The 24,594-nt window shown below is 63.1% G+C and carries 24 protein-coding genes and 1 pseudogene; 8 read left to right on the forward strand and 17 right to left on the reverse strand.

All coding sequences use genetic code 11. The annotated features are described in order from the left end of the window. From cmk to llg_RS18920, 4 genes are all read right to left on the reverse strand, one after another. Window positions 1-669, reverse strand: a complete 669-nt coding sequence (cmk, locus tag llg_RS18905) for a (d)CMP kinase (protein ID WP_338286485.1) — start codon at window positions 667-669, stop codon at window positions 1-3. Continuing rightward, window positions 666-2,018 (reverse strand): 3-phosphoshikimate 1-carboxyvinyltransferase, encoded by a 1,353-nt coding sequence (gene aroA, locus llg_RS18910; RefSeq protein ID WP_338286487.1) that lies wholly within the window; start codon window positions 2,016-2,018, stop codon window positions 666-668. Before aroA ends, cmk begins: the two co-directional genes overlap by 4 nt. A 10-nt stretch (window positions 2,019-2,028) precedes the next feature. Then, the gene (locus tag llg_RS18915) at window positions 2,029-2,886 is read right to left on the reverse strand and encodes a prephenate dehydrogenase/arogenate dehydrogenase family protein (RefSeq protein WP_338286489.1); all 858 of its coding nucleotides are present in this window, start codon (window positions 2,884-2,886) and stop codon (window positions 2,029-2,031) included. Window positions 2,887-2,955: 69 nt separating this feature from the next. Then, entirely contained in the window at window positions 2,956-3,402 is a 447-nt protein-coding gene (locus llg_RS18920; RefSeq protein ID WP_338286492.1) for a hypothetical protein, read from the reverse strand. Window positions 3,403-3,601: 199 nt separating this feature from the next. Here llg_RS18920 and llg_RS18925 point away from each other — a divergent pair, with 199 nt between their 5' ends. The 3 genes from llg_RS18925 to llg_RS18935 are packed head-to-tail and all read left to right on the forward strand — an operon-like array spanning window position 3,602 to window position 5,912. Beyond that, window positions 3,602-4,606, forward strand: a complete 1,005-nt coding sequence (locus llg_RS18925) for a hypothetical protein (protein WP_338286494.1) — start codon at window positions 3,602-3,604, stop codon at window positions 4,604-4,606. After that, window positions 4,603-5,682, forward strand: coding sequence for an acyl-CoA reductase (locus tag llg_RS18930; RefSeq protein ID WP_338286496.1), 1,080 nt, complete (start codon window positions 4,603-4,605; stop codon window positions 5,680-5,682). Before llg_RS18925 ends, llg_RS18930 begins: the two co-directional genes overlap by 4 nt. 14 nt (window positions 5,683-5,696) lie before the next feature. Further along, on the forward strand, window positions 5,697-5,912 hold the full coding sequence (locus tag llg_RS18935) for a hypothetical protein (RefSeq protein WP_338286498.1): 216 nt from the start codon (window positions 5,697-5,699) through the stop codon (window positions 5,910-5,912). A gap of 251 nt (window positions 5,913-6,163) precedes the next feature. Here llg_RS18935 and llg_RS18940 read toward each other — a convergent pair whose 3' ends face one another. After that, window positions 6,164-7,759: a hypothetical protein gene (locus llg_RS18940; protein ID WP_338286502.1), complete on the reverse strand. Its 1,596-nt coding sequence runs from the start codon at window positions 7,757-7,759 to the stop codon at window positions 6,164-6,166. 90 nt (window positions 7,760-7,849) lie between these two features. On the opposite strand from llg_RS18940, the gene llg_RS18945 reads away from it, so the two are divergent. Continuing rightward, window positions 7,850-8,551 (forward strand): C4-type zinc ribbon domain-containing protein, encoded by a 702-nt coding sequence (locus llg_RS18945; protein WP_338286504.1) that lies wholly within the window; start codon window positions 7,850-7,852, stop codon window positions 8,549-8,551. A gap of 104 nt (window positions 8,552-8,655) precedes the next feature. Here the strand turns inward: llg_RS18945 and llg_RS18950 are convergent, their stop codons facing one another. The 3 genes from llg_RS18950 to llg_RS18960 are packed head-to-tail and all read right to left on the reverse strand — an operon-like array spanning window position 8,656 to window position 11,620. Beyond that, window positions 8,656-10,674 (reverse strand): hypothetical protein, encoded by a 2,019-nt coding sequence (locus llg_RS18950; RefSeq protein ID WP_338286506.1) that lies wholly within the window; start codon window positions 10,672-10,674, stop codon window positions 8,656-8,658. After that, window positions 10,671-11,201, reverse strand: coding sequence for a type II secretion system protein (locus llg_RS18955; RefSeq protein WP_338286507.1), 531 nt, complete (start codon window positions 11,199-11,201; stop codon window positions 10,671-10,673). Before llg_RS18955 ends, llg_RS18950 begins: the two co-directional genes overlap by 4 nt. After that, a complete protein-coding gene (locus llg_RS18960) occupies window positions 11,198-11,620 on the reverse strand; it encodes a hypothetical protein (protein ID WP_338286508.1) in 423 nt (140 codons plus the stop codon). Before llg_RS18960 ends, llg_RS18955 begins: the two co-directional genes overlap by 4 nt. A 72-nt stretch (window positions 11,621-11,692) precedes the next feature. Between llg_RS18960 and llg_RS18965 the strand changes: the two genes are divergently transcribed. Next, on the forward strand, window positions 11,693-12,304 hold the full coding sequence (locus tag llg_RS18965; protein ID WP_338286509.1) for a hypothetical protein: 612 nt from the start codon (window positions 11,693-11,695) through the stop codon (window positions 12,302-12,304). Window positions 12,305-12,311: 7 nt separating this feature from the next. Here the strand turns inward: llg_RS18965 and llg_RS18970 are convergent, their stop codons facing one another. From llg_RS18970 to llg_RS18995, 6 genes are all read right to left on the reverse strand, one after another. Continuing rightward, window positions 12,312-13,337 (reverse strand): hypothetical protein, encoded by a 1,026-nt coding sequence (locus tag llg_RS18970; protein ID WP_338286510.1) that lies wholly within the window; start codon window positions 13,335-13,337, stop codon window positions 12,312-12,314. Further along, entirely contained in the window at window positions 13,337-13,891 is a 555-nt protein-coding gene (locus tag llg_RS18975; protein ID WP_338286511.1) for a hypothetical protein, read from the reverse strand. The genes llg_RS18970 and llg_RS18975 overlap by 1 nt, the downstream gene beginning before the upstream one ends. Continuing rightward, entirely contained in the window at window positions 13,888-14,586 is a 699-nt protein-coding gene (locus llg_RS18980) for a hypothetical protein (RefSeq protein WP_338286512.1), read from the reverse strand. Before llg_RS18980 ends, llg_RS18975 begins: the two co-directional genes overlap by 4 nt. A 284-nt stretch (window positions 14,587-14,870) precedes the next feature. Further along, a complete protein-coding gene (locus tag llg_RS18985; RefSeq protein ID WP_338286514.1) occupies window positions 14,871-15,674 on the reverse strand; it encodes a hypothetical protein in 804 nt (267 codons plus the stop codon). A gap of 212 nt (window positions 15,675-15,886) precedes the next feature. Further along, window positions 15,887-17,665, reverse strand: coding sequence for a DNA mismatch repair endonuclease MutL (mutL, locus tag llg_RS18990; RefSeq protein ID WP_338286515.1), 1,779 nt, complete (start codon window positions 17,663-17,665; stop codon window positions 15,887-15,889). A 365-nt stretch (window positions 17,666-18,030) separates the two neighbouring features. Further along, window positions 18,031-18,627: a hypothetical protein gene (locus llg_RS18995; RefSeq protein ID WP_338286516.1), complete on the reverse strand. Its 597-nt coding sequence runs from the start codon at window positions 18,625-18,627 to the stop codon at window positions 18,031-18,033. Between the two features lie 451 nt (window positions 18,628-19,078). On the opposite strand from llg_RS18995, the gene thiC reads away from it, so the two are divergent. Further along, entirely contained in the window at window positions 19,079-21,076 is a 1,998-nt protein-coding gene (gene thiC / locus llg_RS19000; protein WP_338286517.1) for a phosphomethylpyrimidine synthase ThiC, read from the forward strand. A gap of 141 nt (window positions 21,077-21,217) precedes the next feature. Then, window positions 21,218-21,577 (forward strand): annotated as a pseudogene (locus llg_RS19005) (four helix bundle protein); the annotation flags it as partial. Between the two features lie 51 nt (window positions 21,578-21,628). Here the strand turns inward: llg_RS19005 and llg_RS19010 are convergent. The 3 genes from llg_RS19010 to llg_RS19020 all read right to left on the reverse strand — a co-directional run bounded on the left by llg_RS19010 (window position 21,629) and on the right by llg_RS19020 (window position 24,014). Next, complete coding sequence (locus llg_RS19010) at window positions 21,629-22,375, reverse strand: hypothetical protein (RefSeq protein WP_338286519.1); 747 nt, start codon at window positions 22,373-22,375, stop codon at window positions 21,629-21,631. Beyond that, window positions 22,372-23,310, reverse strand: a complete 939-nt coding sequence (locus llg_RS19015) for a toll/interleukin-1 receptor domain-containing protein (protein WP_338286520.1) — start codon at window positions 23,308-23,310, stop codon at window positions 22,372-22,374. The genes llg_RS19010 and llg_RS19015 overlap by 4 nt, the downstream gene beginning before the upstream one ends. Window positions 23,311-23,615: 305 nt before the next feature. Beyond that, on the reverse strand, window positions 23,616-24,014 hold the full coding sequence (locus llg_RS19020) for a hypothetical protein (RefSeq protein ID WP_338286521.1): 399 nt from the start codon (window positions 24,012-24,014) through the stop codon (window positions 23,616-23,618). 189 nt (window positions 24,015-24,203) lie between these two features. Here llg_RS19020 and llg_RS19025 point away from each other — a divergent pair, with 189 nt between their 5' ends. Continuing rightward, window positions 24,204-24,563 carry a hypothetical protein gene (locus tag llg_RS19025; RefSeq protein ID WP_338286523.1) on the forward strand — a complete coding sequence of 120 codons (360 nt, stop codon included), beginning with the start codon at window positions 24,204-24,206 and terminating at the stop codon, window positions 24,561-24,563. Window positions 24,564-24,594: the final 31 nt, after the last annotated feature.

Consider the following 24,594-nt stretch of genomic DNA (forward strand, 5'->3'; position numbering starts at 1 on the left):
TCAGAGCAGTTTGAGTCCTTGCTTCTCGAGGATCTCAATCGCCGCGGCGACGCCGGACTCGATCGTGTGGTCGGAGGTGTCCAGCACGGTCGCACCGTTCGCCACGATCAGCGGCGCGGTCGCCCGGCGGCTGTCGGCGGCATCGCGCTTCGACACCGCGTCGAGTTCGCCCGCATCGCGGCGGCGCGCGGCGCGGACCTCCTCGTCCGCATCGACGTAGATCTTGTAGGGCGTGTCCGGGAAGACGACGGACCCGATGTCCCGGCCTTCCATCACCACGCTGGCGCGCTTGAGATACTCGCGTTGCAAGGCCACCAGGGCATCACGCACCTCCGGCACGGCGGAGACGGCGGAGACGTTGGAGTTCACCGCCTCGCCGCGGAGCTCGTCGCCCGGATCGATGCCATCAACCTTGATCGTCGAATAGCGGCCGTCGTCGCCGCACTCCAGTGTCGTGCGGTGAAGAACCGCGATCACCGCGGCGGCGTCGTGCGGGTCCACGCCCTCGCGCAGCACCTTCCACGTCACGGCGCGGTACATCGCGCCGGAATTGACCATCACCAGCCCGAGTTGCTCCGCGAGGATGCGGGCCAGGGTGCTCTTTCCCGAAGCCGCCGGGCCGTCGATGGCGATGGCGACATTTCCGGAATCCGGTGAGATCGAGGTCATGCTCGGACGAGGGTTTTCTGTTCGTAGTCGGCGGGGTTGGTCCGCTCGTGGCGGACAGCATCGAGATGCTTCGAGAACCCGGGATACGAGGTGTTCACGCACTCGGTGTTCTTCACCACGGTCTCACCCGCGGCGAAGAGGCCGGCGATGGCGAAGGCCATGGCGATACGATGGTCGCCGTAGGAATCGAGGGTGGTGCCGATCAGCGGCTTGCCGCCGTGGATCTCCATGCCGTCCTCGAACTCGGTGATGTCCCCGCCCATCAGGCGCAGGTTCTCGACCACCGTGGCGATGCGGTCGGTTTCCTTCACGCGCAGCTCGCGGGCATTGCGGATGCTGGTGGTGCCTTCCGCCAGGGCGGCGGCCACGGCGATCACCGGGATCTCGTCGATGAGGTTCGGAATTTCCTCCGGCAGCAGCGAGGTGCCCTTCAACTGCGCGCCATGGACCTCGATGTTGCCGATTGCCTCGCCTTCGGTCTGGTGCTCGGCCACGATGATGTGGGCACCCATGCGGACGAGGACGTTGATGATCGCCGTGCGGGTCGGATTGAGGCCCACGTTCTTGATCATCAGGCGGGAGCCGGGCATGGCGGCGGCGGCTACCAGCCAGAAGGCGGCGCTGGAGATATCGCCGGGCACCACGAAATCGCAGGCCTCGGGCATCTGGTCGCCGTAGATGGTGATCGCGTTGCCATCGCGGATCGTGCGGACGCGGAAGGACTCCAGCATGCGCTCGGTGTGGTCGCGGGTTTCCGCGGGCTGGGTGACGGTGGTACGGCCTTCCGTGAAGAGACCGGCGAGCAGCACGGCGCTCTTCACCTGGGCACTGGCCATCGGCATCTCGTAGCGGATCGGCGTGAGCTTGCCGCCGGTGATGCGGAGCGGCGCGCAGCCCGGCTTTTCACCGAGGGTCTCGATCTTCGCGCCCATCTCCTCGAGTGGCTTGGTGATGCGGCCCATCGGACGAGAGGAAAGCGAGGCATCGCCGAAAAGTTCCGACGTGAACGGCTGGGCGGCCAGCAGGCCCGCGAGCAAGCGCATGCCGGTGCCGGAATTGCCACAGTCGATCGGCTCGACGGGGGCCTGGAGCTTCATCGAGCGGCCGGTGATCTTCATCGCGACCGGGCCGTAGCCTTCCAGTTCCTCCAGCACCTCGACCTCGGCGCCGAGCGCCTGCATGGCCTTCAGCGTGTTCAGGCAGTCCTCGCTGGGCAGGAAATTGGTGATGGTGCAGGTGCCGTTGGAAAGACCGGCCAGCATCGCGGCGCGGTGGGACATGCTCTTGTCACCCGGCACGCTGAACTCGGCGTGAAGGGTTTCGATCGATTTGACTCGGAATTCCGACATGATGAAAAACTTAGCGGTTGAGGGGCAGAGCGTCCCGGCGGGTCTTGGCGGTGGCCAGCAGCCGATGGACGGTTTCATGGTCGCCCGCCTCCAGCGAGGCAAGCATTTCACGAAGCCCGGCGATGGTCTCGCGCAGGGGCGCGGCCAGCGCCTCCCGGTTTTCCATGAGGATCTCGGTCCACATGGCGGGGTCGCCGCCGGCCACCCGGGTGGTGTCGCGGAGGCCGCCACCGCCGAAGCGGCCGTCGCCGGGGTCCCGCAGGGCCACCGTCGCCCCCGCCGCGGCGATCACGTGCGGGAGATGGGAAATCCGCGCAACCAGCTCATCATGAACCGCGGAAAGCATCCACGAGGTGCGGCATCCGACGGACTGCCAGAAGCGCTCCAACTTCCCCCGCAGCTCGACCGGCGAACGCTGGTCATCGGTGAGCAAGCAGGCGGCGGACTCGAAAAGGGTGGCCTTCGCGGCCTCGATGCCGCCGTGTTCGGAACCGGCCATCGGGTGGCTGCCAATGAAAGGAATGCCGCTGCCCGCGAGCACCGGCGGCAGAGTGGCGTGCACCACGCCCTTCACGCTGCCGACATCCGTGACCACCGCACCCGCGGCGAGACCGGCAGCCAAGGCCTTCTTCACCAGGTCCGGCATCGCTCCCACCGGTACGGCGAGCACCACCAGATCCGCGCCTGCCACGGCGGCGGGCAATTCCGAGGTGGCTCCAGCGATGCCGAGCGATCGGGCGGTGGCCGCCGTTTCCTCGCGGCGGGCCCACAGGCTCACACCCAGATCGGGAAATTTCTTCGTCAGGGCAAGCGCGAGCGATCCTCCGAGCAATCCGCCCCCGAGCACCGCCACCTTTTGGAAATCCATGGTCATTGGAAATGAAACGGCCGGGTCCGCGGAACGAACCCGGCCGGCTCGAAAAACTCTGGAGAGGAATCAGGGAACGCGGAAGTACTTCTTCTCGCCGCTCTGATAGGTCGGGTCCTGGACCAGGGTGCCGCTCGGGATGTCCCGCACGTCCACCATCTTGTTGTTATACGGGCTGAAGACGAAGCCTTCCTTGCCGGGCACCGGATTGGCGAAAGGATAGTCCTTCTTGTTCTCCTGCTTCGGCTTCGGCTGGGTCGGCTCGGTGGTGCCGCCTTCCGGCTTGCTGAGGTTTTCGGCCGTCTTGTTGGCCTCCTCTTCCTTCTTCTTGAGCTCTTCCTCCTTCTTTTTCAGCTCGTCCCGCTTCTTCTGCAGTTCCTGCTGCTCCGGGCTCAGGACGGTCTGCTGCGGCTGCTGGCCCTTCTTGCCGGGACCGCCGTGCTCCGGGTAAACCGTGCAGGACACGAGCAGCGATCCGCTCAGCGCGGCGACACCAAGGAGAAGACGGGAGGACATGACTGGGAAATAATTGGGGTTATGGGACCGGATATTGCGTCAACCAGGGCGGGCTTGCAACACCGGGATCATTGGACCAACCCGCGCTCGCGTCAAGCCGTCGCGTCATCCGCCACTGATCGCTTCCCATCCGCCCGCCAAGCCTCTAAGGCCATGGGCAGGCCTGATGGAATCCCCGCGCACACCACTGTTGGATTGGATGAACGGACGAGGAACCGTTCCATCCTTCGATGACCTGGCGCTCGCCGTGTTCCGGCACCAGTTCCAGCTCAACGAGCCCTACCGGCGCTATGCCATGGCTCGCGGCCGCACGCCGGAGACGGTGGCGCGCTGGCAGGAGATCCCGGCGGTGCCGACCGATGCCTTCAAGCTGACCCGCCACCCGCTGCGTTGTTTCCCGGCCTCCGAAACGCGGGCCATTTTCCGCACCTCCGGCACCACCCGGGACATCCGCGGCGAACACGCCTTCGACGACCTCACGCTCTACGAAACCTCGATTCTGCAAGGCTGGCGGCATGCCGGACTACCGGTGCCGGAGAATCCGTGGTTCGTCTTCCAAGCCCCCACCAACGCCCCGGATTCCTCGCTCGGCCACATGTTTGGCACGCTCCAACAGGCTCATGCGCCGGACGCCGCCGACCGCTGGCTGATCGACGCCACCGGTCGGCTCAATCCCGCCCCTCTCGCCCGCGCCGCGGCGGAGGGCCGCCCGATCGCCCTTTTCGCGACCGCGCTAGGACTACTGCGAATGATCGAGGCGGACCAGCACGTGACGCTGCCCGCGGGCTCGTGGATGTTCGAAACCGGCGGCTACAAGGGCGTGAAGGTCGAGCTGGAGCCCGCCGCCTTCCGCGCGCTGGTGGCGGAGCGTTTCGCGATCGAACCGTCCCACCTGCTCAACGAGTACGGCATGACCGAGCTCAGCTCGCCCTTCTACGCGTGGAACGGCGAGGCCTCCCACCGCGGCAGTCCCTGGACCCGCATCCGGGTGGTCGATCCCGAAACCGGCGAAACCGCCGCAGAGGGCCAGCCCGGTTACCTGGAAATCCTCGACCTCGCCAACCTCGGCTCGGTCGCCGCGATCCGCACCCAGGACCTCGCCATCGCCACCGGTGACACCACCTTCACCCTGCTCGGACGCGATCCCGCCGCCCTGCCCCGCGGCTGCTCCCGTCGCACCGACGACCTCCTCACTTCACCATGACCGCCACCCGCCAACGCCTCGAGGCCCTGCTGGCCCAGCGCGACGCCCTCACGCCATGGGTCGGGGAGTTCGACGAAGCCGCCCTGACCGGCCTGCTGGAAACCCAGCTCGGCTCCGCGGACGCGCTCGATGCCTGGGTTCCGCGTGGCGATACCCGTGGGAGAGCCGTGCCCTATTCGCCGCTGCTCCATGTGGTGAGCGGCAACACCCCGCACGCCGCCTTTCAATCCGTGTTCCGCGGACTCCTCGTAGGTAGCCACAACCGGGTCAAGCTCCCCTCCTCCGGCCTCCCGGAGTTCGAGGCCTGGGTCCCCACCCTACCGCCGGTGCTGCGTGATCTCATCGAGATCCGCCACGACCTGCCGGACGAGTGGCTCGCCAGTGAAGCCGCCGTGGTCTTCGGCAGCGCCTCCACCCTGGCCACCTTCCGCGAACTGCTGTCGTCCGGCACACCGCTGATCGATCACGGCCCGAAATTGAGCATCGGCGTGGTGTTCGAACCGGACCGGGAAGCCGCCGATCTCGCGGCGCGTGACATCCTCGCTTACGAGCAACGCGGCTGCCTCTCCATCCAAGCCCTCTACGTCGCCGGAGGACCGATCGCGGCGGGACGTTTTGCCGCCGAACTGGCAGGGGCCATGGCGCGCCACCGTGAAGCGCACGGGCGGGAGTCACTCAGCCTCTCGGAAAGCGGAGCCATTTCGAACAGCCGCGAACTGCTGCGTTTCCGCTTCGCCAATGGCGACGACGTGGCGCTGTGGGAAAGCGAGGGCGACACGAGCTGGACGGTGGTCTATCAGGCCGATCCGACGCTCGCGCCCGGTCCGCTCAATGGCTTCGTCACCGTGCACCCCCTGCCTCCGGCCGGACGCTTGCACGAGGCGCTGGGCCCGGAAACCGCCCACCTTTCCACGGTGGCGATCCACCCCTACACCGACGCGCTGGCCGACCGGTTGGAACCGCTCTCGGCCCCACGCGTCTGCCCGCTCGGCCAATCCCAGCAACCGCCCTTCTTCTGGCACCACGACGGCCGCATGCCACTGGCCGATCTGGTCCGCTGGCGCGACCGCGCCTAATCCCCTTTCCCATCATGTTCGACGATCCACCGGTCCGCACCACCGCCACCATCGAGAAACCGCTCGATTCCAACCTCTACCACGCGGCGCTTCCCAACGGGAAGATCGTCATCGCCCACCTTTCGAAGGCGTTGCTTGAAGCCCACGCCGTGTTCGAAGCGGGCCAGCAGGTCCATCTGGAACTGACTCCCTACGATTTCGACACCGCCCGCATCATGGGCCTCGCCTGAGGCTCCGGGCCGCTCCTCGTAAAAATGAAGCGGCCCGACCGATCCTCCCCGGGAAAAACCCAAAAACCCAAGGGATCCTCAGTCGGGCCGCCTGCTTTTGTCGCGACGCGCGCGTCGTAAGCAAAACCCTCGATTTCGGTCAAGACTTTCCGGTGACTTTTTTCATTTTCTGAAGTCAGCCACCTCAGCCCCTCACCTAAGGAACGGTTCCCGGCAGGATTCTTGTCTGAAAAACGCCCGCTTCCCGGGAATCAGTTCCGCTCGCGGATCGCCTTCATGGAGCGCTCCATGATCACCTTCAGCTCGGGATCGGCGGTTTCCGCCAAGGCCGCGATCGGCGCGAGCGACTTGGACGTTCCCACCCGCCCGAGCAAGCGCACGGCGGATTGACGCTGCGAGGGCTTTGCCTCGGGGAGGCGCTTGAGGATCAGGGGCTCGATGTCAGGCCCGAGGTCACCATAGAGCGATTCCCAGGCGGTGGCATCGTTCACCCACAATTCGTCGACCACGGGCGCGATCGACACCACCTTCCGGGACACGAGGAAAGCCACCAGCTCACGTGACGGCTCGACGCGCGCGGCATGCACCCGCTTCAGTCCGGCCTCCATCACCTCGGTCGCCTTCGACTGCCCGGGCGGGGACCAGACCGACAAGGCTCGGGCCAAATTGCCGAGCAACGCGGCGTCCGCGTCCTTGCCATGCTGGACGAGCAAACGGGTGATGTCCTCGCGGTAAACCTTCGGCTCCGCCTCGGCGAGGCGCTTCACCGCCTTGGAAACCCGGTCCGGATCGATGCTCTCCATCTCGCGGCGGTTGAGATCGTAGAACGCGGGATCGTTCTTGTCCTGGAGCTTCTCCAACGGACCGGAAACGAACAGGGCGTTGTCCACGTTCACCTGGACCACATTGAGATCGCTCATGATGCGGGTGGCGTCACCATCGCGGCCCAGCCTGCCCACGACCTCCGCCACCTTCTCGACGGGACCGGTCAGCGGGGACAGCACCATGAGCCATTCGTCGGTGCCACGGGCGTACATCGTGGAACGGGCGATATCGGCGCCGGTTCCACGCACCAGGTAATCACGCACCAGCATCTGGTTGCTTTCGCGCAAGTTCCGCAACCACACGCCGATGGCCCGGGTCCCATTGCCCGCGGCGGCCAGCCTGGCGTTTTCCTCGACAAGCGGCGTGAGTTCGATGCGGGCGGTCGACTCGGGAGTCTTCGGGTCCGCCCCCTTCGCGGAATCGACCTTCGCCACCGGCGAGGACGGATTGCCGCCGAGGGGCGCGGAGGCCTCGTCAAAAACAAACGGCAGAGCCAGCAACCCGGCCAGAAACAGAAGCGACACCCCGATGGCCTTCTTGCGGCCACGGGGATTGGCATACACCAGCAGTGCGCCACCCGCGAGACCGGCGAAGGCGGCGAGTGCGAGGCGGTTGCCGGTCGCGACTCCGTCCAACAACCCGCCATGGCGCGCTCCAAGAGCCAGAACCAAGGCGATCGAGATCATTCCGACGACCGCAACGATGCCGGTCATCGTCCGCAGCGGGGACGGCGGCTCGAAAGAAGCATGGGACGGCTCCGGTGCATAGGCCGCCCGCTGGATCGTGGGCTCGACCGGCGGCGCGTGCGGCACCCGGGCAAACATGTCGAGGCGCGGGTCCCGCTTTTCGCCGGGATAGAACTTCTTCGCACGGAGAATGGTGTCATCATCAATGCGGAAACGGTGCTCGCACGATCCGCACTCCACGGTGCGGTCCCGCAGCTCGGCTCCGACCTTGAACCGCTGGCCACACGAGGGGCATCGGATCTGCAGGCTGTCCGGTTGTTCGTGTGGAGGAAGCATGTGTGTCATCAACATCCCCGCAACTCCGCCACTTGGCAATAGCAAGCATCATTGCTTGCCCGCATGGCGGCGGACCGTTAGGCATCGGGCATGCTCGATGAAATCCGCGACCTGCTGGTGCTCCAGGACCGTGACAAACGCCTCCAGACCATCCAGAAGGACTTGGACAAGCTCCCGCAGGAAGAGACCCGCGCGAAGACCAAGCTTTCCGGCGACCAGGCGGCGGTGGACAAGGCGACCGAGGCGCTCCGCGCCTGCGAACTGGAGGTCAAGAAGGTGGAGCTGGATGCCGAGACACGCCGCACCACCATCAAGCGGCTGAAACTCCAACAGTTCGAAACCCGCAAGAACGACGAATACCAGGCGCTGGGACACGAGGTGATACGCTACGAGAAGGACCTCGATGGACTGGAAACCCGCGAGTTGGAGCTGATGGAGGAAACCGACGGCCTGCGCACGGCGCTGGCCGAGGCAAACGCGGCTCTGGCGAAGACCCGCGGACTGGTCGACGCCGACCTGGCCTCCATCGCGGAACGCAAGGCCAACCTGCTGGCCGCGCGGGACGAGGTGAAGGCCGAGCGCGACCGCCTCGCGGCCGCGGGTCCGGCCAACGTGATGCCCCTCTACGAACGCCTCCTGAAGACCAAGGGCGGAGTCGCGATCGCGCCGATGCACGAGGGCCGCTGCGGCGGCTGCCACATGAAGCTGATCGCCGGCACCGTGATCAAGGTGCAGGCCGCCAAGGAAATCGCCCAGTGCGAGGACTGCGGACGCATCCTCTACGCGGATTGAGCCGCTTTGAAGCAAGGAGCAGGGACATTCCTGTCCCGTTCTACCTGAATCCGCACACCTGATCGCAAAGAACGGGACAGGAATGTCCCTGCTCCTTGTTCCGTTCAATAGAACTCCTTGCGGCGCTCCTCGATCATCACCAGCCAGTTCATCATCGTCACCGGCGGCAGGTTCGCAGGATCGGTGATGGGCTTGAGGTTCACGGTGATCTTGTCCGCGGTCAGCACGGCGCCGCTGCTCGCCTTCATGTCCAGCGGGCGGATCGGGGTGTCCTTGTCATCCGCCGCGAGGCTGCCGACCTGACCGCCGAGCTCGATCTTCCATGGATCGACGTCGGTGCCGTAGCGACGCTCCGGGGCATACATCGAGGCGGCGGGAAAGTCCGTGGAGCCGCTCTTGGCGACGATGTTGAAGTCGTCCCCGATATAGAGACGCATGTTCGTCACGATGGAGAACCCCTTCGTGAAGGTGGTGAGATCGCCGCAGTTGGTGAGCACCACGCCGATGTCGTTGTCGAGACATGGGTAAGCGGGCTTCCGCACCTTCGTGCTCACGGTGTAATCGGCGTTCACCACGATCGAATTGTTCACCGCCAGGCTATCGCCACCGAGCTTGGTGACGACGTAAGCGTTCATGAGCTGGGGCTTGATCTCCACGCAGGGCCGCGAGCCGGCCACGGTGGTGAAGGCGAAGGGAATGGTGAGGTCCGCCGCGAGCTCCGCCGCGGTGAAGGTCTTCACCACGTCGAGCCCGCTCTTCTTGTAGGTGAAGCGGAGGTTGGTGGGCGCCTGGTTGCCACCGGAGCCGGTGACACCGGTGGTGCCGAGCACCTCGGTGACGTCCAGCTTCATGGCGCACTGGAGCGCGCCGACGGAGTACTGGTTCCACGTGGTTTTCGAGATCGTGTTGGCCTCGGTGGCCAGCGCGAAGCGGTCGAAGAACTCGGTACCGCGGTTGATCGGCACGAACACGGCGCGACCGCTCTCGGACGGGAGCGAAACGGGGTAGAACTCGCCGGTGGTGCTGTTGTCCACTTCATACTGCTCGCGCAAGCCGGGGGTGAACGGGCTGTTTCCGCCGAACGACTTGCCACCGATCACCGAGTCCGAGGAAAGGGTCATCGCCCGGCGGCTGGCCAGCGCATCGAGGGTGGTGGAGCCCTCCACCTGCGCCTTGCCGGCGTAAACGCGCCCCAGGATGGACACGTTTTGCCAAGCTTCCCCGGAAGCATACTTGCCGATCGCGGTGAAGGCGTTGGCCGAGATCGAAAGCTGGGACGGGATCTCGTAGATCGAGACCACGAAGTCGCGCTCCTGGTCGATGCGGGTGCCGAAATCGTTCTGATAAAGCGTGAGCGAGAAGCCCCACCAGTTCCGCTTCGCCACGAACCAGTCACCCGGCTTGGCGTAGCCGAAGTTGATGCGCGGGTACTTGAGCTTCACGAACTGGTTGCTGGCCGCGGTGATGGAGACGTCCGCGTAGCCGTTGGCATAGGTGCCGTAGTATTTCTTCGAGGAGATGATCGGATAGAGCATGTCCCCCATCTGGGTGCTGATGTCCGAGGACGTGCCGGTGCCGGTGTCATCGGTGTTCAGCGGGGCCGGGAAACCGGTGCCGAGGCTGTGGTTCATGCCGGAGGCGGCGTAGCGGGTGATGCTCGAGGACATCCCGCTGATGGAGTAATTGTCGTCCGCCTGGATCGGGTCGAACATCGCGCCGATGTTCGTGAGCGTGGAGTCGCCGTTGTTCCCCTTGTAGGTGGTGGTGAGGTTCAGGTTCGTCGCCACGGTGGTGGCGATGGAATTGCGAGCGTTCGCCTGATCGAGCGCGTCGTTGAAAATCGTGCCCCACTGCAAGGGGGTCGAAGTGGCCGTGCTGGCCTCGTTGCCGCTCTGCATGCAGCGGATCGCACGGTTCGGCACGATGGCGACCACCGAGCGCAGGATGGCGTCCTCCTTGCTCTGGAAGTCGGTGCGGACCTGGATGTCCTTCTGGATGTCGAGCGCGCGCCCCGAGTTGCGGTAGGCGGCGGTGAGGAGCAGCGTGAGCAGCAGCCCGAAGGACAACACCACCACGTAGGAGATGTAACCGGCCGGCCGCCGGCGGATGACGGTCGTTTTCATTGCTGCATGGCTCCGGAATAGGTGAGCACCTCATCGGCAGGCCCGGTGATCCTCGTCCGGAGGATGCCGTTTTCGACGGAGAATTTCACGTCCTTGGGCCGCTTCGTGAGCGCCCATTCCGGCGTGCCGAGGATGCCGTTGGCCGGCACCACGTAGTAGTAAAGCGCGTTGCCGCTGCCGAGGTTCTGGAACGCCAGGATGCCGGCGCGGGCCGTGCCATCGGGTTGCTGGTAATTGAGCACCAGCACCGAGGCATTGGTGAGCACGGAGTTGGTGCCCGCCTTGGCGTCGGTGAGATTGTTGTGGAGGCGGTAGCGCTCGGCCTGGCCGATGATCTTGTTCATGTAGGCGCTGAGCACCGGGGCCTCCTCCACGAGGAAGCTCTGCGCGTTGTAGATCCGGAGGAAGGCGAACTGCTGGTTGGCCAGCGACAGCACCATCGCGCCGACCGCCAGGCCGATCATCATCGCCAGCGACAACTCCATGAGCGTGTAGCCCCTTTTCCGGTCTGGACGCGGTGTCTTCATTGGGCGCGGACCACGGTGCGGGATTTCACATAGGTGTGGCCGCCGATGTTGTAGGTGAGAACGCTCTGGAGCTTCCAGACCTTCATCAAGGCCGGGTTGGTGGCCGTGGTGCCGCCTCCACCATCCGTGGAGAAGTTGTTACTATCCGGAACACGCGTGCGGTAGACCGTGCCGGTAACCGACTTGCCACCCGGAGTTTTGCCGATCTCGACGGTGGACGAGGAGAACTGCGGCTGGGCGGGCCAGGGCGAGCTCACCGAGGTGAGCGTCTCGAAGGGCACGCGCTGGGCGTAGGCCTTCTCGTAGGTCATGTAGGCGTCGGAAATCGTCTGCTGCATCGTCCACTGCCGCGGGGTCAGCACATTGAGGCCGAGCTTCAGCAACAGCAGGCCGAGGACGCCGAGCGTTGAAATCGCCATCGTCGCGTCAATCAACGCCAATCCGCGCCTTCCCCGCTTGCGCCGGGCGGCCGGAATGGAGACACTGCGCGGGTGTTCCACCGCGTTCTCACCCTGTTCGCCACCGTCTGGCTGCTTGCCACGGGAACCGTCCGGGCACAGGCCATCCTCGAGCCCCCCTACGGCTTGAAATGGGGAGACTCTCCGGAGAAACTGATTTCCTGGGCTTCCCGACATTCCCTGGACGTTACCATTTCGGTGCCTGGAGATCAACCGGCATTGCGGGTGGTCAAGATCCAGGCGCGAAAGGGCTTCCTGCCCGGCACCAGCGACGCCGCGGTGGAGGGACGCTTCTTCGGCGGCCGGATGTTCGAGCTGACGGTTCATTATATCGACCCGGAGGCCTCGGCGGATCTGATGGAAACGCGGTTCCAGCAATTGAAACAGAAACTGTCGTCGGAGCTCGGCACGCTCGTCGCCGACCAGCAGCAGCGGTCGACGGCGGATCAGTTCACGACTCGGACCCAGGCGTATCATCGGGAGCCGGTGAAGGGATTGTTCCTGATGCTGGCATTCACCGAGATCGAGGATCTACTGAGGAAGACGAAGGATGCCCGCTACTCGGTGATCTATCGGAACGACAATCTCAGGCAGGAGCTGGAGAAACTGATGCGGGCACCGGCCGCCCCGCAGGATGGCCGGTGAGGCGGAATCACTCGATGGTGTTGACGTTGCCATTGACCTGGATCGTGCGGTCCAGGTTGAAGGTGACATAGGCGAGACGCTCGACGCCGAAGGGCGTGGAGGTCACGAGCTCCAAGGTCCACTTGCCGTCCGCGTCGAAGATCTTGTCCCAGTTCGTGAGCGTGAGCACCCGACTCTGGGGGATGGTTTCATTCACCACCAGCGAGGAGCCCGGCACCACGGTCCCAACCTTCCCCAGCACCGCCGCGCCCTCGTAAACTTGGGCGTAGGTGGTGGAGCTGGGATAGAGGTCGTTCAGGGTGAGCGTGACGGTGGGCAGCGCGAAGCGGATGAGCTGGTTGCTGGTGATGCCGGCGATCGAGCCATCCGCCACCGGCCAGATCTGGATGAACTGGGATGCGAGCTGGGCGGCGGGCGCCTGGTAGTCGTCCAGCGAATAGATCGAATAACGCTCCTCGCCGCGCACCTTGGTCTGGGGTGTGGCGGTGAGCGACGTCATCGAGTACGTCAACGTCTGCGAACCGTTCACGGCGATCGAGGAGGTGCTGATCAAGGTCGCCTGGGTACGGTCGATCCCGACGCCTGTTCCCGAGGCGCCGTAGGACTGTTTGTGGCGCAGGAAGTTCACGCTCTTGGAAGCCACCGGATCACTCGCGCCGGACAGCAGGCCGGAAACCGTGATGTCGACATAGAACGGACGGTCGGCACGGGTGCGGGGAATCGTGGTGTAGGGATCCTCCGAGCGGATCGACACCGTGGCCATCGGCACGTAGGAGCCCACATACTTGCTATCGAGCAGGTAGCTGGTCAGCGGCGAGGATTTCACCGTCCACAGTTCGAACCGTGCGCCACCGGGATTGATCGCCAGATCGGATTGCTGGCTACCGGTCGATGAAAGGTTCGCCGATTGCTTGGTGGTGCCGGACGGGAGCTGGTACTGGATGATGTAATTGGTGAAAGAGGAACCGCTTTGCGCGGCGGCCCCCATGATCCCCATGGCGGAAAGAAAGAGAATGGAGCGGAAGGTTTTCATCAGGGTTTCCCGGTGACGGGGGTGGCGGCGGTCGGAGCCGGGGCGGTTTTCAATGGCAACACCGAGATCGGATCGCCATGAAAGGTGGCAACCACGATGTAGGGACTTTTCGCGAGGCTCTTCTGGACGTCATCCGGCAGGGCTTCGCGCCCTTCGGCCTGCGGGCGGCTCACCTCCTGGGTGATAATCCAACCGCGGTTGTCGGACAGGAATTCGGACCAGGATTGGAAGTTCGAACCCTCTTTGAAACCGAGCCGGGAGGCATAGGCCGCGGGTGTATGGAGAATGGCGCGCTTCGGCACGAGAGTAGCCCGGCCAGCGAAACAAAAGATGTCCGAGCGGGTCAGAATATCGCCGGGACGGTTCGCCACGGAAGGATCCACAGCCAACTCGACGGGTTTCATTTCCACCGTGGGGGGCTGGGTCCGCTGCTGCTGCGCACGGCGCGTCAACTCCTCCGCGGTGACCGCGTCACGCATGGTGGGCTTTGCCGCGGTTTCTGCGGCACATGGCAGAACAAGAAGAGCGGCGCTGAACGACAGGAAGGTTTTCATGACTTGCGGAAGGTCACCAGCAGGCAAAGGTCCTGGATGTCGAAACCCGAGTTCGAGGTGTCGGTATGGGTGAGCTCGAAGAGATAAATCACGTCCATCGGCCCGATCTTGATCTTGCCGGTGCTGTCAAGATAGGGCTTCAGGAAGCTCTCGATCGTCGGCTGGTTGTAGTCCGGCAGGGTGCTGGGCGGCGTGTCGCCGTTGACCAGCGCCACCACCTGTTTCGAGCCGGTTTGGGTGGTGTTGTAGAAGGTCGACCAAGCGTTGTTGTAGTAGTAGCGGCCGCCGAAGTTGAGCGGCTTGTTCTTCGCCGCCAGGCGCGTGTAGACGATGTTGGCGGGTTTCACGTTCGTCTGCTTGTCGTAGAAGATACGGGTCCAGGAACCGGTGTCGTACTTCACCTGGGCCTCCACCGGGAAGTAGGCGGTGTTCGTGGCCACGGAGGCTCCGAGCACGCGGACATCGATGTAGATGTCCTGCTTCGGCGTGAGGGTCCCCGGCGGCGTGATGGTCACCACGTCCTGCACAATGCTTGGGTAGGTGATGTTCCAGGTCAGCGTGGGATGGGTGCCGGACTGGACGACGGTGGGATAGGCGGTCAACGAGCCGACCGGGATGGCCGGATCGTTGGTTTGGGCCGCCGCGTGGGCGGCGAGGCAAAGGACGGCGAGAGCACTGGGGACAAGGGCTTTCATGGCGGGCGTAAGGGTGAAAGATGGAACTGAATCCGCCGCCATGGCAGCACGGTGGAACCGTGATGGGAGCGGTGCGCGCGGATCGGACACAGGCACGGATGGACCTCATGCAAGGTCAGGCCATGCCCGCTCGGGACAGATGTCCGTTCGCGGCCACCTCGGGCTGCCGGCAAGGGATTCGGCAAGCCATCGGTCGGATTCGGAAACTCAGGAAGGGAACGATTTCTGGATCGTCGGGATCAGGGTTGGGTGTTGAACAGCAATTGTCGGGTGGGTGAATGAGGTCATCGGACAGGTGCGAGGGGGGCGTCCGACCACGATCTCCAAGGGCCGCGAGGCACATCGCGGTCATGGGTGAAGCGCCATTCGACCTGCTCGCCGCTGCGGAGTCCGAGGAAATCGCGGACGGCGGGGCTCAGGTCGATGCCTGCGCTGGAATTCCGGTTAGGACGGGGATCTTCCTTGCCGAAAACGTACTGCCAGTGGTCGGTCACGAAGGGCCCCACATCCTCCCACTGGGCGTAGCAGACGCGGCCCTTGTGGTGGATGGCGACCCAGCGGTCCTTGCACACGGAAATCCCGTCGCCACGATAATCTTCCCAGAACCATGGGATAACCTCGGGGGCCTCGGGACGATGCCTGCCATCGCGACCGATGTCATTGTAAGGCAGGGCGATGTAAAAGGGATTGAGCGCGGGGGTGAAGTCCGCCGGGAAGTAACCCTTTCGGCGCTCGGGATGATCGTAACCGCCGAAGTTCTCCTGCCAGTTCTGGTCCCAGGCGCTGGCGCGGTTCGGGGTCGGATTGTTCTGCGACGGCTGCTCGCCCACCCAGAAGACGGTCGAGACCACATTGCGGTGCCAGGAATCCGGACCGCGGAAACGCTCGCGCGGATTCTCGATGACGACGCTCGCCGCGGGCGGCACGCCGTAGGGATCGCTGAGCGTCGGGATCACGTCCCGGCGGTTGTCCAACAGGCGCTCATGGGCCGCCTCTAACCGGTCTTCCAAGGCCGCATTCGCCAGAGCCGGAGCAAGAAGCGCCGCGGCAAACAGGGAGAAACGAACTGGAAGCTCTGGGTTACCCATCGTTCGGACCTACGCGATCACGGGTGTTGCCTCGACCCTAAATAATCAGGGGTTTCTTACAAGAATATTCAGATTATTTTTGAACGCTTCGGACGTTCAGGTGTCGTGCACAACTCGCTCAAAGATCACGCTCGCCTATAAGCCAAAAATTTGAACGAGTTACAATAAAATTTTGGAACTACGTAATACACCGATTACGCGATGGTCCGGGATCAGGCGTTGCCGCGGTCCAGCCCGAAGCGCTTTTCGAGTTCGCGGATCGAGAACTCGGTGAGCGTCGGGCGACCGTCCGGGGCGCAGTACGGCAGCTCGCATTCGAACAGCCCATCGAGCAAAGCGCTCGTTTCAATCATCCTCACCGGCAGCCCCGCGGCCATGCGCCGGGCCATCAGCCGGGCCACGCGCTCGAAGGCGAAACGCGGCCCGGGAGTGGATTCGTGGAGCAGTTCCTCCACCAGCAGATCGACGAAGGCGCGGGAATCGGTCACGCCGAGGCAGGCGGGCAAGCCGCGGACCTGGATGGTATTGCCGCCGAAGGAATCGAGCTCGATCCCCGCCGCGGCGAGGGCCGCCCGTTCGCGGACCAGCAGCTCGTGATCGCGCGGCTCCAGCTCGACCAGTTCCGGCACCAGCAGCCCCTGGCTCTCCACTCCCCCTTCCTTCCCGGAGAGGAGCTTTTCGTAAAAAATCCGTTCCCGACCCGCACGGGGATCGAACAGCACCAGACCGTCCTCGCTTTCCAACATCACGAACCGCTGGTGCAGCAGGCCGAGGTGACGGAACGGCGGGGCCTTCGAAACGGGGGCGGCGGGTGTTTCCTCCACCGGCGCGCTGGGGCGATGCGCGGGAGCCACCGGCAAGGCAGGTTGCACGGCGGCGGGAGCGGTCCACGTCCGGGCCGGTGGGATCGGTGACCGGGCGGGCACCGAAGGCCGCGGTGGCGGCGTGTAGCTTGCCCGACCTACTGGGGTGGCGGGAGCATCGAAGATCGCGGCGGAGGGTTTCGGCCGCAGGGCGGTGGTCACCGATTCCAGGATGGTGTCCCGGATGTCGAGCGGGCGGTGGAAGCGCACCTCGCGCTTCGCCGGGTGGACGTTCACATCCACCAGATGCGGCTCCAGGTCGATCCACAGCCAGGCCGCGGGGTGCATGCCCTCGGCGACCGCGCCGCGGAAACCTTCGGCGAGGGCGCGGGAGATCACGGAGTCCTCCACCGGCCGGCCATTGAGAAACACGCACTGGTGGCGGCGGCCCTTCCGCGCGTGGAGGGCGGGCAGGACGAAGCCTTCCACCGAGACGCCATTGCCGCGGGTGGCGGGCAGCGGGATCAGCTCGCTGGACGACTCCGCGCCGAGCAGATGGCGCACGCGGTCGAGCGCCTTTGCCACCGGTGGCAGGTCGAAGATCTCGCGGCCGTCCTTGTCGAAGCGGAACCGCACCCCGGGCGCGGCCAGGGCGTGGAGCCGGAGCTGGTGCTCGACATGGGCAGACTCGGTGGACTCCGCGCGCATGAACTTCCGTCGCGCGGGCATGTTGAAGAACAACGCGCTGGCCTCGATCAGCGTGCCGGGCGCGCATCCGGCCTCCTTCACCTCGCGGACGCGGCCTCCATCAACGAGCACCTCGGTGCCGGACACGGAATCGCGCTCGCGGGTGACGAGGCGGAAGCGCGAGACGCTGGCAATGCTGGGCACCGCCTCGCCGCGGAAGCCGAGCGTGGAAATGGCCGCCAGATCGGCGGAAGTGCGGAGCTTGCTGGTGGCGTGGCGCTCCAGGGACATCAGCGCGTCCTCCTTCGACATCCCGCAGCCGTCATCGACCACGCGGATGCGGGCCGCGCCGCCGCGCTCGATTTCCACGCGGATCTCCCCCGCCCCGGCGTCGAGGCTGTTCTCGACGAGCTCCTTCACCACCGAGGCCGGCCGTTCCACCACCTCCCCCGCCGCCACTTGGCTGGCCAGGATATCGGGCAGGACACGGATCTTCGGCATCGGGAAGAGGTTTTGCGGCATGGCCGCGGCGGGCGGAAGTGTAAAGTAGCGCGAGGCTCCCGCCTTGCGTGTGGGGATTCTGAATTTGGAGTGCGGCGAGCGATCGCCGCTTTGAGCGGAGGCGAGTCATCGCCGAGGGTAAACCTGCGTTCGCAAAGCAACTCCCATGTTCCAAGGCCGCCTCACCGCTGGCTCTGGCATTCCCATTACAGGTCAGCCTGGCTCATCGTCGATTCTCTCCCGCACCCAAAGCGGCGATCGCTCGCCGCACTCCAAATCCAGACTCGCAACCGGCCACTCATAGGTCAACCGGACGCGCGAGGACCTTCGCTCATCTTCCCAGCACGCAAGGCGGGAGCCTCGCGCTACTCCGCCTTCGGGGTCTTCTCGGTGGCGACGGCCTTTTTCACATCGCCTCCGGCAGGGATCGGCGTGGCACCGGGCGGCGGTGCGCCGGATTGCTGCGGCGTTTTCACCGGCGCGACCGGCTTGGCCCCGGGGATGGCGTGGTTCCAATCCGCGTAGATCAGGCCATCCACCTCCACCCCGTAGACCGGGTTGGAGGTGTTCGGGTCGGCGTAGGTGACCATCCGCCACTTGTTGCTGGTGCCGAAGCCCTTGACGTTGCCGGTTTTCGGATCGCAGGCCACCGAGCCGAGCATGGTGTAGATCGGCTCCGCCATCAGGTCCGGGATGGAAACGCGCAGCACGGAGAGCATTTCATCGCCGCCGATGCTGACGAAGGGCGTGAACACCAGCCGCGAGTTGCCCGGGTCATCGCCCTTCAGCGCGGTGTAAACGCCGGCGTATTCCACGAAACCCGCGGCGACCCACGGCTTCACCAAGTGGCGGGGCAACTGCTTGTTGTCCGTCACCGGTTGTTTCGGTTCCGGGGCCGCGGGTTTGTCCTCCGCCGCAAATGCCCCCGCCGCCAACACCACCACCGGAAAGATCCAGCGCATAGGGTGGGAGGATGCACCCGGTCCGGTCCGATTGCAAGTTGCGTCTGGGCGCGTGATTGTAGTCGAAAGCTCCGCTTTCGAATCGTCTCCGCCAGCTCCGTTGGCGGTGGCGGGGAGGCCAAGCGACCTCTTCCCCCCGAAGAGGGAAAGCCGGAGCTTCCCCCTACATCCTAAAAGCGGAGCTTTCAGCTACCATGAAATCCGCGCATCACCCCCATTCTTGACTTCCCGGTCGCCCCGGTCACACTGCCGCCTCACGACAGGAGAGTTCCCACGCTCGGGGAACTGAGAACGGCCGGCGCTCGCGGCGAAAATCCTCCGAACCTGGAAGCGGGTCGCCCCGCCGCGTAGGAAGCTCGTCCCCATCCGATCCTCTCCTCCACGGCCGCGCCTTGTTCCCAAGCGCGGCCTTTTTATTTCCCCGATTTCAAAACCGAACCTCAGCCCCACCATGATCAGCCCCGAAGAAACCAACGGTGCCGCCGAAGCCGCCGCCACGTCCAGCCACGACGAATCCCGCGCCCCGCTGCCCGCCTCCACCCGCATCTACGTCGAGGGCTCGATCCATCCCTCCGTGCGCGTGCCGATGCGCGAGATCGCGCTTTCCGACACCAAGGCCTTCAACGGCCGCATCGAGAAGAACGCCCCGGTCCGCGTCTATGATTGCTCCGGCCCGTGGGGCGACCCGGCCTTCACCGGCACCTCGGAGCAGGGCCTGCCGCCGCTCCGCCGCGAGTGGATCCTGGGCCGCAACGACGTCGAGGAATACGACGGCCGCGAGGTCCAGCCGCAGGACAACGGCTACCTCACCGAGAAGCACGCCGAGTACGCCTCCAAGTCCGAGCGCGCCAACCGCTACGTCGAGTTCCCCGGCCTCACCGCCGACCGCCGCAAGCCGCTGCGCGCCACCGGCAAGCCGGTCACGCAGAAGTGGTACGCCGACCAGGGCATCATCACGCCGGAGATGGAATTCATCGCCATCCGCGAGAACACGCGCCGCGCCCAGATCGCGGACATGAAGGAGGACATCGTCCGCAACAATCTGGAGAAGCAGCACGCGGGTTCCACCCAGCTTCCGGCCAGCCCCTACACGCCGTCCATCTTCGGCCGTTTCCCGCAGCGCATCCCCGCCGAGATCACGCCGGAGTTCGTCCGCAGCGAGGTCGCCGCGGGTCGCGCGATCATCCCGCTCAACGTCAACCACCCGGAGTGCGAACCGATGATCATCGGCCGCAATTTCCTGGTGAAGATCAACGCCAACATCGGCAACTCCGCCGTCGCGTCCTCGATTGAAGAAGAGGTCGAGAAAATGCGCTGGGCCACCAAGTGGGGCGCGGACACGGTGATGGACCTTTCCACCGGCAAGAACATCCACGCCACCCGCGAGTGGATCCTTCGCAATTCCCCCGTGCCCATCGGCACCGTGCCAATCTATCAGGCGCTGGAGAAGGTGAACGGCAAGGCCGAGGACCTCACCTGGGAACTCTACCGCGACACCCTCATCGAGCAGGCCGAGCAGGGCGTCGATTACTTCACCATCCACGCCGGGGTGCTGCTGCGCTTCGTGCCGATGACCGCCAGCCGCATGACCGGCATCGTCTCCCGCGGTGGCTCGATCATGGCGAAGTGGTGCCTGGCCCACCACAAGGAGAACTTCCTCTACACCCACTGGGACGAGATCTGCGACATCTGCGCCGCCTACGACGTTTCCTTCTCCATCGGCGACGGCCTGCGTCCCGGCTCGATCGCGGACGCCAATGACAAGGCCCAGTTCGGCGAGCTGGAAGTCCAGGGCGAGCTGACGAAGCGCGCCTGGGCGAAGGGTTGCCAGGTCATGAACGAAGGCCCCGGCCACGTGCCGATGCACATGATCGAGGAGAACATGGCCAAGCAGCTCGAATGGTGCCACGAGGCCCCGTTCTACACCCTCGGGCCGCTCACCACCGACATCGCCCCCGGCTACGACCACATCACCAGCGGCATCGGTGCCGCCATGATCGGCTGGTATGGCTGCGCCATGCTCTGCTACGTCACGCCGAAGGAACACCTCGGCCTGCCGAACAAGAAGGACGTGAAGGACGGCGTCATCACCTACAAGCTCGCCGCCCACGCCGCCGACCTCGCCAAGGGCCACCCCGGCGCCCAGTACCGCGACAACGCCCTCAGCAAGGCCCGCTTCGAGTTCCGTTGGGAAGACCAGTTCAACCTCGGCCTCGATCCGGTGACCGCCCGCGAGTTCCACGATGAAACGCTGCCGCAGGACGGCGCCAAGACCGCGCACTTCTGCTCCATGTGCGGCCCGCACTTCTGCAGCATGAAGATCACCGAGGACGTCCGCAAATACGCCGCCGAACAAGGCCTCTCCGAAGAACAAGCCCTCCAGGCCGGCATGGACGAAAAGAGCAAGGAGTTCACGGAGGCGGGAGCCGAAGTGTACGTCCCGGCCTGACCTCTGAAGAAATAGGTCCTATACGTCCTATGGGACCTATAGGACCTATAGGACCTATAGGACGTATAGGACCTATTCTTCCAGAGAACAGCCTCGCCCGCCACGGAGATAGGACCTATAGGACTCATAGGACCTATCTCCATGAGCCCGCCTCCCTCCGACCAAGATCCTTCCGGCTTCCTCCCGAAATCCGGAAACTACCGCGGGCTGCTCTCCTACCGGAAATCCGAGGTCCTCTATGACTTCACCTTCCGCTTCTGCGAGCGCTTCCTGAAAAAGGGAGACCGCACCATCGACCAGATGGTCCAGGCCGCCCGCTCCGGGAAACAGAACATCGCCGAAGGCAGCAAGGCCGGTGTCACCTCCACCGAAACCGAGCTCAAGCTCACCAACGTCGCCCGCGCCAGCCTCGAGGAGCTGCTCATCGACTATCAGGACTACCTCCGCGTCCGCGACCACCAGCAATGGGAGAAGGACTCCCGCGAAGCCCTTTACGATCGCCGCCGGAACATCGCCACCCGCCTGATGCACCAAGCGACCTACCAAACAACGTCAGCATATACCATACCTCCTAAGGACATTTAAGTGCTTTTCTAATTTTTCAGGATCCATAGTGGGATCAATACTAATAGATACCTGAAATCCATTCGGACGTCTATTCTCGGGCAAGCGATGCTCAGGAAAATTATCTTTGGCATTATTTCCCATTTTTTCTTCATCACTTTCCTCCATTTCAGAAGAAGTAAGCAGTTCATCACTGTCATCGCCTTGGGACACCGACTGTTTAATCAATCCTATCGTAACCGTATCCCCCTCTTGGACACATAATCCCGCAGTGGTTAGGGATGACAGGAACAAGGAGACACATTGTTCCGCAGATTCGATATGAACTTTATGCTGCATTGCCAACTGCCTAATCCTTGAAACCGATGCGTCGCCATTTTGAAAAGCCTCGTAGAGTTTTTTAAAGATGGAAGGCATCATGCACGCCTCTTGCAAAAGCTCTCCAATATCCTCTGGAGGAGATGATGCGAGATTTTTGGCCAACTTCGACGCCGTGTAAGCCTTACTATCCCCTTCCATCAAACCAAATTGTTTGAGAGCGGATATTTTTATCTTTCCTTTATCACCAAGCCCAAAGACTCCAGCAAGAAGCGCGGTTTCATTTTGAGTTGATGTGTGTGTTTTAGCCACAAGCTTCTTAGATAGCACCACCGCCTGAGAAAGATCAATTCTCGGGAAAATAGTGCCACCCTTCCTTCCACCTTTGGGCATTGGGGATTTTGATTTATCAGTCATAATCTCTTAGATTCAAAAACTTGAAGCAAGTCACTTAATCCATCCTTATACGATTTTGAGAAATCTGCATATTTTTTCCCAACTATCAAAGGAGGCACCTCACATTCATCCAGCCTAATAGGAAGTATGTGGACATCTCGCTTTTCCACCTCCTTAAATAGCGCATTATTTAACTCACGCTTAACCCATTCAGAAACCACCGAATTTTCGCTCAAAACAATTAAAAAGAAATCGGATTCAGCTAGCCCCTGCCCGATTTTCTCAACTATCGAATCGCCGACCAATATTCTACGTTCATCGAGCCAAACAGTAACCCCAGCATTAGTCAAATCCGCTGCCAACTGCCTCACGAACGGTTTATCTTTTGAGCTATGAGACAAAAAGACAACCAACTCCTTATCCTTGGCAGAATGCCTCTCTTCTTTTTGAGCGGTCGCTTCATCCACCAAATCCTCAACTATCAAATCCCGCTCTAGAGCACCCATTTCCTTAGCCCATTTAACTAGAGGGGCAAGAGCAGAAGGAGCATAATTAACCACGCCTACAACCGTGGCTGCTTTTCGAAGGCCATCGTCGATTACGTCTCCTAATTTCATAAATTGCCTCAAATGAATCATTAGCGGCATTTTAACGAGAGCTTCGCGAACAACGGCCTTTTTTTGCCCGGACGAACCCTTATAAGGATAAGGCAAAGTCAATAAGTAACTTTCATCGTTTATTGACTCAAGCAAGCCAATAGTGACGCAATTCTTTAGCAACTTCCCTGCTGTTCTCGGATCAATTCCCGCAAATTGGGAGATTTTGCGAATATCCGGGAGATCTAGCCATGCGACAGCGTCTAAAACTGAAAAAAGAGATTCAACGGCAGCTGCCTCAAACTTCAATGAGCAATCTGAACCCTTCTTCGGAACTTGAGATTTGGGGAGGCGGGGCACTGTCTGCAACTCTAGAAACCAGCAGCACACGTGCAATCAATTTCCTCCTCAACCACACCACCTCCCCCAGCCTTCCCATCTTCGGGTTCCGGTGTCCGGGGAGTTCAGGATGTCCCAGCAGCCCCGTGTCCAGGCCCAGCAGCGGGGCGTGTTGCTTGAGCGAAGCTAAGGCTTCCGGGGACGGGTTTCGATCCAGGCGTGGACGCTTTTGCCGCGGGTATGGACGATAGCTGCCGTCCGTCACACTGAGACTCCGAAAAAGCGCTTGTCGCAGCGCCACACAGGACGCCTATATTCCTTTCAACCTATCCCAACTCCTCCTCCATGAAATCCAGCACGAGGTCGAGGAGTTCGTCCATCCCTTCGAAGAGCTCTTCCTCGATGGTGGAGAGATATTCCTCTTCGGTTTCGCTGTAGTCGAGGCGGTCCTCCGGGCGGGTTTGGCACCAGCGGCTGGCGTTGAGGGGATCGACGAGGGTGGCGGCACCGATGAGCTCGAAGGAGTTGATCACCCGCTGGTGGTTCACGTCGCTCTGCCAGAAGCCGTGCAGGCCGTCTTCCTCCTCCAGCACGGCGACGGTTTCATAGACGTCCATGAGCGCCCGCTCCTCGCGGGTGAGGGACCGTTCGGCCGATTCGTTCTCGAGGCGGTCGACCAGCGCCTCCACCTTGTCCGGCCACTCGATTGGTTCATGGGAAAACATCGCGGGGGGGCTTAGAACAAAGGGGCGATCCTTGCCAAGCGAAACGATGGCCGCCCAGCCCCAAGAAACCCAAAACCGAATGGCCTCGCGGAAAATGCCATGGAACCTTGGGATCGGCTCCGGGAGCAGCCTGGGCCCTGGACCCTCAACGGCATTGATCATTGAGGCGCGATCCTTCTGACTGGTCCCGTGCAAACGTTTTACATGGCAGTCGTGGTCTACCTCGCGATTTCGTTGGGGTTGGTGGCGATGCTCCATTGGATGGGTGTCCAAAGAAGGCGGTTGTTCTTTTCGCTGCATGGGACGCTGGCCTTCGAGGATCTGAATGAAGAACAAGCCACCCAATGGATTGAAATCGACCGGCGGAAATTCGATTCGGGATTTTGGAGAGTCATCGCGGTTGCTTACATGATCTGGCACTATCCCGGATTGATCAGCCACGCGCTCTTCCAGCGCAATAGCCTGCATCCTATTCAGATGGTCATCGTTTCTGCGATCGTGTGGATCGGAATTCTCTTCCTCGTGCTTGCGCCATCCGCTTCCCGTTGAAGGCTGCAACAGGCATCCGACATCCCCGGTC

Source organism: Luteolibacter sp. LG18, from assembly GCF_036322585.1.
GTDB lineage: Bacteria > Verrucomicrobiota > Verrucomicrobiia > Verrucomicrobiales > Akkermansiaceae > Luteolibacter.